Annotated in this window: 6 protein-coding genes; all 6 read left to right on the forward strand. The window is 56.5% G+C overall.

The features are described from left to right. Nucleotides 1-166 (forward strand): hypothetical protein (locus JNL86_17650; GenBank protein MBL8044736.1); only part of this gene is annotated, 166 nt, incomplete at its 5' end. Nucleotides 167-206: 40 nt separating this feature from the next. After that, nucleotides 207-1,496 carry a hypothetical protein gene (locus JNL86_17655; GenBank protein ID MBL8044737.1) on the forward strand — a complete coding sequence of 430 codons (1,290 nt, stop codon included), beginning with the start codon at nucleotides 207-209 and terminating at the stop codon, nucleotides 1,494-1,496. 51 nt (nucleotides 1,497-1,547) lie between these two features. Continuing rightward, complete coding sequence (locus JNL86_17660; GenBank protein MBL8044738.1) at nucleotides 1,548-2,441, forward strand: hypothetical protein; 894 nt, start codon at nucleotides 1,548-1,550, stop codon at nucleotides 2,439-2,441. Beyond that, nucleotides 2,438-6,592: a hypothetical protein gene (locus JNL86_17665; protein MBL8044739.1), complete on the forward strand. Its 4,155-nt coding sequence runs from the start codon at nucleotides 2,438-2,440 to the stop codon at nucleotides 6,590-6,592. Before JNL86_17660 ends, JNL86_17665 begins: the two co-directional genes overlap by 4 nt. Continuing rightward, nucleotides 6,585-8,282 (forward strand): hypothetical protein, encoded by a 1,698-nt coding sequence (locus tag JNL86_17670; GenBank protein ID MBL8044740.1) that lies wholly within the window; start codon nucleotides 6,585-6,587, stop codon nucleotides 8,280-8,282. Before JNL86_17665 ends, JNL86_17670 begins: the two co-directional genes overlap by 8 nt. Nucleotides 8,283-8,309: 27 nt before the next feature. After that, on the forward strand, nucleotides 8,310-10,193 hold the full coding sequence (locus tag JNL86_17675) for a hypothetical protein (protein ID MBL8044741.1): 1,884 nt from the start codon (nucleotides 8,310-8,312) through the stop codon (nucleotides 10,191-10,193). Nucleotides 10,194-10,990 lie beyond the last annotated feature (797 nt).

Here is a 10,990-nt window from a genome sequence, read left to right on the forward strand (position 1 = left end):
CACGGTCTCCGAGAAACGACGCACAATCCTCCAGGCTCTGGGAAAAACCGACGACCGCGGGACGGTGATGCTGGAGAATTTTGCCGTCAACGCGGGACGGATATTACAAGCCATGCCCGAGATGGCCTGTCTCGGCGAGGCAATGAAGGGGCCACAGAACCGCTAGACGGCGGTGACAGATCTGGGAATCACGGCGGTATCGAACGATGGCAGACCTCGAACGCGGCCTCATTCAATTCTTTCAAGCATGCCTGCCTCCCCTGGTGCCGGGAGAGTACCGCATCGACGTTGAACACACCATCCGAGAAGCGCGCCCCGAGCCTTTTCGCACCGGACTCGACTTTTCGGTCGCAGGGCCGCGCTTTACGCTCAATCCTGCGGATGTGTACTCGGTCTATCCTCCAGCGAATCAGGCCGGTGCGTATGGCAACACACTTCCCCATATCGTCTTAGTCCGGCGCACGCTTCCATGGGAACGCACCCTGGATGGCAGCGCCCCTGACGAGAAAAATCCCTGCCCCTGGTTGGCCTTACTCGTGCTGAGCCCTTCGGACTTCCCCAATTCCGAGCTGCCCAAAATGGACATCAGAAAAGTACAGGAACTGTTACGTCCAGGCCATGGCATCAAAGGACCAGACCTGAACACTACGGAACTCAAAGAGTACGAATCGGTCGATGATCTGTGCAACACCATCGATCTTCCAACGTCATTGTTCACGAGTATCGTGCCCGCAAAAGCGGACCTTCCCTATCTCGCGCATGTGCGGCAGGTACAGACCGATAAGAAAGAAACCGCCTCGCTGCACACCGAGGGATGCTTTTCCGTCGTGCTCGCCAATCGTTTTCCAGAAACCGCAAAAGGGCGCGACGGGGGCAGGAACCTGGCCGTGTTGGTCTCGCTGGAAGGGCTTCACACCTATCTCCATGGTGAAGCGGGAATCATCCGCGAAAAGACGGTGCGTCTCGCGGTGTTGGCACACTGGAGTTTTAGTTCCCAAGGGCAAACCACGTTCAAGACCCTCATCAGTCAACTCGACACTGGGCTTTTGCAGTTGCCGCCCCCCATGAACACGGTGGCTGCAGAGGGTTCTGACGATGTCAAACACGCGTACAGCCTTGGCTACACAGCACTTACCCATCGCATCCGCAATGGTGAGACGACGGTCTCCTGGTACCGGGGTCCCCTGGTTCCACTTTTCTACCGTAAGCTCGATGTGTATCGCTCCCTGCCCTGCCCTGATGCGGCACTTCGCTATCACTACGACACCGGGCTCCTGGATGTGAGTTATGCCGCTGCCTGGCAACTGGGGCGTCTCCTCGCGTTACAAAGCCCGCTCTTCGCACAAACAATCTACAGAACCCGGCATCACGAACGCCAACGGGTGCACGCGAAGATGGAGGAGGCCGCACAGCGCCAACAGTATGAGGTACCAGGGAACGAGATGAGTGAATACCTTGCGCAGGAGATGGGAAAACTCACGAACGAGTTGAAGTAGCACCGTACTGATGAGCGCGACGAATACGCTCGTGGGCTTACGCAGGAATAGATGACCATGGACGACGCCTATCAAAAAGACATTCTGAAGAACATTGAGATCGTGCTCACCGGAACAGCCTGGTCGATGCCGGCACCGATCGGAGAATGGCTGGGCCGGCTGCTGCTGTTGTATGGGGTGCCGTTCAACTATCTGGTTCCCGACGAAGGAATGCTGCCGCCGGAGTCGATCCGTTTTTTCTATCTGGATCCCGGTTGGGTGAAATGTCTGCTCGAAGGCGCGAGCAGCATTGGAAAAAGCAGTTCACTGGACGAGGTGTTCGACCAGCGGCTGCGCAATAAATTTCTCGACCTGGCAGGCGAGCATGCGACGGAAGTCCGACAGTCCCTGATCACAAAAGAGAAAGACCCAAAAGACCAAGACCGTACACCCAAGCCACTCCATTGGCCGCTGACTGGATTTCTCTTGCGATCGAGCCTGGCAGAAGGCTGGCAAGGGCTTGAGATACAAGCTGCCGGTGTAGATGGGGAAGGAAACCGCCTGGACCCGCTGCAGACTTTGCGGATCGACCGGTTAAGTCCGGACATTCTGTTGTGCCTCTTCAACGGCAAGGTGACTGAGATCGCAATCACACAGCCACCGGAAGGGCTCCATTTTGGCGCTGAATCTCAGGGCAACACTGTCTACAAGAAGATCCACCTCCGAACAATCAGTCCCGCCGAACAGATAGGAGATCAAATTGGAAGAACATTCGACATCACCATTCCGATGCGCCAAGGCAGCTCGCGCGTCGTGCATGTCGGGGCGCTCGCCAACCAGATAGAAGGGTCTCTCCGTAACGTACAGGCTCTCGATGGCACGTTTACATCGGCAGAGTTTGCCGTACAGATGGTGGAGAGTCCAGGCCGAGCCCTCTTCGAGGCACCTAAGGAGAAGCAGGGATGAGCGCCGGTGCAACAACCTCACATTCTCTGCTGGTCCCTATCGGGCTCGAGGCGCTTGTCGTAGAGAACGCAGACCTAGGCGAGTGGAGCGACCTGACCGTTGATTTTTCCCGCTTGTATCAAGGCGACATTCTCGGCTCTCAACTCACGCCCACGCTGTTCAATCCCAGGACATGTCCGCATGACCCGGGCGTGCACCTCCATTGGACCTTGCCGGATGCCATGCGGCGCGGAGGCAATCGCCTCGTCCAAGCGAGAAGCATGGCGAGGGCTCAGCGTGTCCTCGCCGATCGATCCGCCACGGCCATGGATGACACGGAGCGAACACGTCTCATCCAACGATTGCTTGCCCTGGGCCGCCGCCTCACGACGCTCGTGGGAGGCGCCACACTCGGCGCGGAACAAACGACGGCGATCGAGCAGCTTGCCATGGCCCCCGACAAGAAGGCCCGGAAGCAGATCGCTAAGACAGTGATCCGGATCGGGCAGCAACTCGCCAACGTTCTAGAACACGAAGCGGGCGGTGCGCCACAATTTCCAGCACTTCCCAACCGCTGGCTCGTCCAGCGGATCTGGCGCGAACCCAATGCGAAGGAGATCTCGCTGAAAGCCTGGGTCGTGGAAAGCGACTATCGCTATCGCACTGATGGCGAAACGGCAGTTTCGGGAGCTATTACGGTTCCCCTGTTCGGTGCCCTGCCTCTCTTTGACTATATTGGCAAACATTTTGATTACCCCGGCTGGTACGAGGGACAAGAGCCGGCCGACCGGGTGGAACTGACAGCGCTGGGATACGGCGACCCTGCCTTTACTGCCTCCTATTCATCCTGCAAAAGCGTGTTCGGGTTCCACGATGCGCTCGATGGCGTAACGCCCAATACGGCGCTCAGCTACCTGGTGGTGGGGTGGTACTCAAATCCAGCGAAAGACATTCTCCAGGGTTATGACCTTGAAGAGTTGGGTTGGGCATGTTCGCCGCCGCCAAAGGGCGAGTCGTATCCGACGCGAACGCTTTGCCATGGGGCGATCTATGATATCCAATGGAAACGAACAGGCGGAAACGGAGAAGCGTACAAGGCCAAGCGACCTGGGCTTACCAAAGACGATTGCACGGTGGCTATCGGCAACACCTCGTCCGAGGCGCTGGCGGCGCTGCTGGCCAAGAAACTGGACAAGCCATCGTTAGAACCTCTCCTCTCAGCGTTCATCGACGACGCATTACCGACGACGACCAACTACAAGGCAATGGAGGCGCGGTTGCAACAATCCCGCTTTGCCTCTTCCGCCGGGGGCACGCAGTTTTCTATCCAAAAGAACGGAGCCGCACAGGATCCACCCGCGCCTGCCACCGACGCCACACTCCCCCAGGCGTTGGAACAGGCGCTGACCTCCTTGAATGCGCTGCAGCGGGACTGTGATCGTCAAGAACGTGAATTGGAATCGATGCGGTGGGAGCTCCAAGCCACGTGGAATAAATGGGCTCATCAATATCGAGAAGATCACGCAGAGCCTGTTGCCTTGACACCGATCCTGGAGCGGGAAAAGAGTCACACGCAGGCCACAGCGCAAGCTCTTACGGACAAACACACCACGCTGGATCGGCAGTATGAGGCACTTGCTACCCTCCTCTTTCAACAGTTTCCTGATCTCGAACTTGGCAAAACCCTCACTTCACCATGGTGGCGCCCGAACGATCCCACGCTCCTGGTCTCGGCTCCGGGATTGTCTCCCTCCAATGCGCAAAGAGGCGGTCAACGTGGCGGAGCGCAGGAGACACTTCTCTGCCGCGTGGCTGGCCAGGAAGCCACCACGCTCCTCGTGAATATTCCCAATGGTCAGAAGGGTGTCAACGTGAGCGCGGAGCAAGTTCTGAAAATGCGAGACCCTGGCCTCTTTGCGGAGCCATTAGCCATCCCTCAAGGCATCCAGCGTCTTTTGCACGAAGCGTTACTGCTCGACCCGACTCACGCCGAGGCCATTGCCGACCAGGCCTATCGCAACGCAGGTCGCAACGCAGGTCTCCAGACTCGTCTCGGCAAGGAGAAGCTGCTTGCACAGGTCCGGCAATGGCAACGAACGCCCCTTTCGTTGACCGGCAAGCCTCCCGATCAGCCCGTCACGTGTCTAAACGGATCAGCTCCGGCCTTGTTGGCCTTGCGAGATTGGGATGGGAACCCCTGGTTGCCGCTTTTTCTTGAGTGGCAGGTCTCCTGGCGCCCTTCGTATCAACGCGTGGAGGACGTCTTGGAGAAGTGGGAGTTTGTCAGGGAGACAGACGAGTTCCGTTGGAACGGGGATGGTCAGACAGCGTATTCGCCACAGATCTACCAAGGCTACAGCATGGTCTCGCCGAATACCGCGTCGATACTGGAAGAACGACTCAAGCAGTACAGCGGAAACACACAGAAGAAAGAATTCGAAACAATTCTCGCGCTAGTAGGCCAGATGCATATTCTCGCGCAACCCCTCAGGGGATTACACGATGCGTTCCTCATGCGCGACCAGATCTTGCGGCCACAACCGATCAATCCCGAAATTTTCCCCTCTGAGGATGCTCCAAGTCCGGCCGTGACGGCAATCCCGCCGGCAAGCCCCTTAGACCCCATTGCGGCTCTACTTGCCGGTCTCCAGAACTTCTCGTTGCCAGCCCCGAATACACCCTTCTTTCCGATACGAGCGGGACATCTACACCTACTGCAAATCGGAATCATCGACGCGTTTGGTCAACGGGTCAACGTACCCCTCACTCAACTGCTGCGCACGGCAAGCCTGACCCCGTCCGGCGCCCCCATGGAACCGCTTATCCAGTTGAGTCCGCGGTTCTCTCAGCCTGCACGATTGCGCGTTGATTGGATTCCCGCTGAGAATCCACCCGAGACGCTCCCGGCAAATAGCCCGATCTGTGGATGGATCATCCCGAATCATCTCGACGCCAATTTACTCTTCTACGATGCAAGCGGCACTCCGCTCGGCGTGCTCCAGAAAATACTCCGCGCCACAGGGACACCTGCGGCGCAACACGAGAAAGCCTTTTTCTGGGTCCCCATGCCGGGAACCTCACATCGACCGGAAACCATTCACAATCCTGAGCTCAAGTTCGTGGTGCAATGGCTAGCAGGCCTCGGTGCTGACAACGGCGCCGCGTTCTGGAATCTCCTCGACGACGCCATGGCCAAGACCGATCCTGGGGAACCGGAGCACGATCCGCTGCTTTCCGTTCTCCTGGGACGACCTTTAGCATTGGCCAAAGCGTCTGTTCAATTGGAACTGGACGGTCTACCCGCTACCGACCAACGCCTGGAGAAGATTGGAACCTACGACTCTCATGGCTTCACCACAATCACATTCCCCATGAGCCTCGGCGATGCCACAGAGACTCGAGACGGCGTCATCGGCTTCTTCGTTCACGATACAGCCTCACAGATCTCGGCCCCTTTGTATGCTGCTGCGGGCGCGCCGATGCTGCCAGGGCTACCCATCGCTGGGACCATTGAATACAAACACAGTCACCCGGTTCTGGATTGTGAAACTCCCGTCAGATTGACAGTGCTCATGGACCCGCGAGCCATGGTCCATGTCTCTACCGGAGTCCTGCCCAAGCGCGTCATCGAATTACCCTCACAGGTGCGTTCTGCCGCCAAGTCCGCGCAGGAGGCCTTCTTTCAGGTGGCGCCGCTGCTGAGCCCTGGAGGCGACGTCACCATGCCGACCCCATCAGATGATTTTGGTAAATGGTCCTGGGCCTATCGCCCACAGGTCACCATGTGGAAAGAAACCGACACGATGACGGCCGCTACTGATCGAGGGGGCTTTTCCCCAAGACCGCAGGAGATTTCCGAGGGCTGGCTCAAGCTGAAGATGAATCCGGTATCGATCCTTGGTTTCTGGGTGAAGGAAGGGCTGCAGGACGTTGCGCCGAATACGAACGTCACCTTGGCGTGGGCACTGCAGGGCGGTGATCGTTTGGTACTACTGGCCGGCACGCGTGAAGACGAGCCGCTCAAGGTATGGGAAAGCCAGCCTCTTCCTGGTCAGTATGGCGTGCACATACAAGCCGACACGACGTTCACCTTACTATTGTTCAACAAAGATAATAGCCGGGCGGAACGACGCCTCAGCATCCGCCTTTCGAAAGGAATCATTCATGGCTGACCAAGCGACGCCGCTCCCATCGCTGCCGCTCACCTGTACAGTCGTTGACGCCAAGGTCGACCTGGGGCCAGGCTACGCCGGCACGAATACCATTGTCCTACGCATCACGAACACAACGGCTCAACCGATTACCTTTTCCGGACCGGGTACGAAGGGAGAACTGACTCTTTCCATCTCTACCGGCAACGGGCCGGACAATTTAGCGACACTGGAGGACAGCGTCAAACTTAAGATTGAGTACCCAAAACTCTGGCAACTCAACCCCTTGACGACTACGCAGGGGCAGGCCACGTGGAGTTTTAGGCTCCCGAAGTCTGCGTTTCAGGCGAACGAGTGTCAGCAGCTCACCCTCTCGAAGTTTGAGAGCAAGGTTGATCCTGGCCAAGCCAAGATTACGATCAGCGCGAAGATCTCCGGCTATGCGGAATACAAACAGATACTCTCTGTGGAAAAGAAAGCCGAACAGTTCTCGATCCTCTACTTCACGGCAGACCCTCCTTATCTCATCACCGATGCAGACAAAAAACACTTCAGGTTGACATGGAATACCGTCAAAGCACAGCGAGCCGCACTGTACGGCTTTAACAGGGCCAAGTTGGAAGAGTTCCATTCGGGAAGTGCAGGGTGCATCAGCGGAAAGCCCTACGTCTATGACAAAGAGCGACCATGGGCGCCCACGACCACCTATGAGCTCGAAATCATTGACGGAGAGAAGACGAAAAGAGTCGCACTCTCCGTGCCCGTGCTGAGTTCAGGCTGGCATACGGTTTCTTTTGACTACGGATATCCAGCGGTTCTCTGCAACATGAATGATCAGGAACTCTACGGCATATTCGTCAAGGAGGGAAAAGGACGCCTGTACTCGTCCACGTATCCGTATGCGACGTGGCAGCTTAAACATGAACACGTCCCTGACGGAATGCTCACCAGTCCCGCCGTGTACTGGCAGAACGCACTCTGGCTCATTGGTGGAGGCGCGGCTGACCCTAAGCTTCGGAACAATCACGTCTGGAGTTATGATGAGAAGACGGGGGAGTGGCGACAACACGATGATGCCCCATGGACGCGACGGATGGGACAGGCTTGCGTCATCTTCAACAAGCGACTGTTGGTGCTTGGGGGCAACGACGAAACCGGAACGTCGGTGAACGACGTGTGGGCCGCAACACTCACCGGAGAGCAACTCAGCTGGGAAAAACTAGGCAATGAAACTGTGACGCCTCGCTGGAGGCCTCGCTGCATGTTTGCGGCCACAGCAACCCGTCGCGGTGACCGTGACAAACTATGGCTCTACGGCGGCCTCACTGAACCATTTAGCGATCCTCTGGACGATATGTGGTCTTCTGAAGACGGGAAGACCTGGGTCCAATACGCGACGACCCCGAGGGAGAACAACAACCCGGCAGGAAAACCGATCGCCGCCGCCTTGATGGTCATCAAGGAAAAGTTGACTCTCTTTGGCTCTTTTCGCAGCGGCACGACCGTCAAACAGAAAAAGTTTATTTTGCAGGAAGGGCAAAATGTGTGGAACAGCGATGAGGTGCCGACCGGCTGGGATGACCAGGGGGGAAATACATTCAGTTTAGCGGCCGTCCAATACAAGGGTCTCATTTTCTTGCGCTCGCTGGATTATCGCACCCGTAGAAAAAAAGAGGACGTTGTGCCCAGCTTATACCTGCACGTTCCCTAACATTGGACAGAAGATGAAAGGACCAGAATGAACTACTTGCGAACCCTCATGCTTGGACTCGGGGTCCTACTAGTAGCGCTTTTCTCTGTCACCATCGTGCACGCAGAAGGTGAAATCGTCACGGTGCTGTTCCCCACAGCTGCAGGCTCCGGCACATACAAGATTTCGGCAGACGAAAGCGATCCGATTAAGTCGACGAGTGAGGCGACTCTGAGCTTTGACCTCAATCTTCTCCCTACGACTGCGATTGTTAAAAGAGTGACCGTCCAGTTGGCCGGAAAGTCTGTCAGAAAAGACAACCCACAGATAGTGACGATTGTCCCCCAAGGCTCGACCAATCCGGTTGCCTCATGGACGGCGACCAGCGGCGAATCAGTCTTTCAAGCCTCAACCGAACTCTTACGAGCCTTGGTGCAAGAGGCGCTAAAGACAGGGAAACCCGTGACCTTGACCTTCTCGTCAAAGAGTCGGCTGAGCAATTGGGAGTACGCCTCGATGTCCAAGTACGAGGGCATTTCCTCGTCAAAACCTCGTCTGATCGTTGAATACCAACCGCCCCAAGAGTTGCAAGACCGCGCGCGAGAACTTGACACCACCAGCACGCGGTGGAAGTTCTGGCGGACCAATGATGCCGCCAGCAAACCGTTTATGAACACGATGGCAGCCATTATTTCCAATCCGGTTTTTTATGACGGGACCATGTACCTCTTCGCGCAACCGTCTTCTCAAGAGACGAAGCTCTATGCACTGAGATTGGGGGGCGGCAACCTTTGGGAACCCAAAGCCCTATCCATCCGGCCGGGGTCGCACGCCATGGTTTCTCCGGCCGGACGTCTGTATTCCATCGGCGAAGACCGCGTGGTGTTATACGATCTCAAGCAAGCAGGCGCAGAGATACGGAATGTTCCCATTGCGAATTTTAAACCTGCGCTGCGTCCCATACTCGGTGAGGACGGCAGTCTATACGCCATGCCGCCCGGAGCGCTGTTCGGTTTCAATCCTGATCTGCAGGAAATGTGGCGCTACCCTGGGGCCAAGACGGACATGCCGGACGCCAGTCGAGTCGTCCTGAGTCCCGACGCTGGCCGCTACGCCTATATGTTGGCCAAACGTGGAACCGCAACTCAACTTGTGCGCCTGGAAACGGCAACTGGGAATGCGACGGTCTCTGGGCTGCCTATTATTGACGTCACACAAGCAGGAAAAACCTCCACAGAAAATCTGGACCTTGGCTTTACCAGCTATACTCGCCCTGTTGTCACAAAGGGACCAGAACAGGATTACGTCTTTTACGGCGCTTCCACAGCACAAAGCGGCTACTTGCTCGCGTATTCGGGGAACGAGGTGGTCTGGTGGAGAAACGGTCTCGTCTCTCAGCCCATCGTCAACAGAGATGGAAACGTCGTCGCCGTGCAATCAGGAAAGCTGCATGTCTATGCTCAGCTGAACGGCACCGATGATGGGACGGATAAAAAAAGCTGCGTGTCAACGGAGAGCGGTCTTGACGCAACTTCAAACCTCGTACTGGACGGCGATGACAACGTGTATTTCTGGAGTAACGGGGACCTAAAGGGATTCACGAAAAACTGTCTCCGCTTCGTCAGTCGCAAATTGGACGGATTGCCGAAACAGCTGGAGCTGCTCTTCGCGCCGGATGGAACCCTGTTCGCGCGCACCGAGACAAATGCACTGTATACACTCATACTTATGCCGAGAGACCGAATGTTGACCATCACCCAAGACAGAATCCAGGCTGACACGATCTACAATGCCGAGTCCATCAAAGCCGGGGAGGATATCCACATTCCGGTCGGCACGAACGTCGTATTCAAAGCACAGAAGCAGATGGCATTTGGCCGGGGCTTCAGCGTGAAACCCGGCGCGACGCTCCGCTGTCAGGTTGGGGGGTGATCGGGATGCCCGTGGGACCTCTACTAAAGCGAGGCTCTAGATTGTCATGACCTGTCACCCAGCAGGCCCCGTGCGCTGGCATCGTATGGATGGTGATGATGGTACCGCCAGCAAGGTGAACGTCGCCAATGTCTCTGCGGGTGTCAGATTCTGCAAGGCCAGCGAGAAGCCGTCGTGGTTGTAGCGATGCTCCCCGCGAGGAGCCGAGTCGATCTGACGTGATCATAGGATACGCGCTTCTTCGTATTTATTGGGAAAGGTCTGTTTGAGTAAGAACCGAAGCATCCCTCAAAATTGCATGGAATAGGCGGTCAGTGACTTGTCATCTGTGAAATTGCTCACGCTCAAATCTGAGAGCCTACGGTAGGCCGCTATTCTTATAATGCGAAAGATCGCGCATTTCATTACGGCCCGCGCCTCTGCAATTTGAGACCACCTTTAAGAGATGGTCCTGAGCGAATCAATCACGATCGGCAGCTGTAAGGCGTCAGGCCGATGGTGATTGAATTGACGCCACGGGCAACTACCACCGACCCCTCGCGTATTGTCTGGGCCAATGCGGCTTCGAGCTACGCCTGCCTCCGTTACCCGCGGTGGCACGAACTCAGATGTATTGTACGACTCCTGGCCGACAACGAAATGTATCTCTGACACAAGACTCAGCCCGACCATACGAGCAGGAGATGGTTTCCAAGATCCACTCGCGTGACATCGCCCTGTTCTCCTGTGACGCTTCGGCTTCTTGACTGGACGCGCGAGATATGGCACAGCCTTTCTGCGAGAATCAGCTTATTCCA

Origin of the sequence: Nitrospira sp. (assembly GCA_016788885.1) — a bacterium.
Lineage (GTDB): Bacteria > Nitrospirota > Nitrospiria > Nitrospirales > Nitrospiraceae > Nitrospira_A.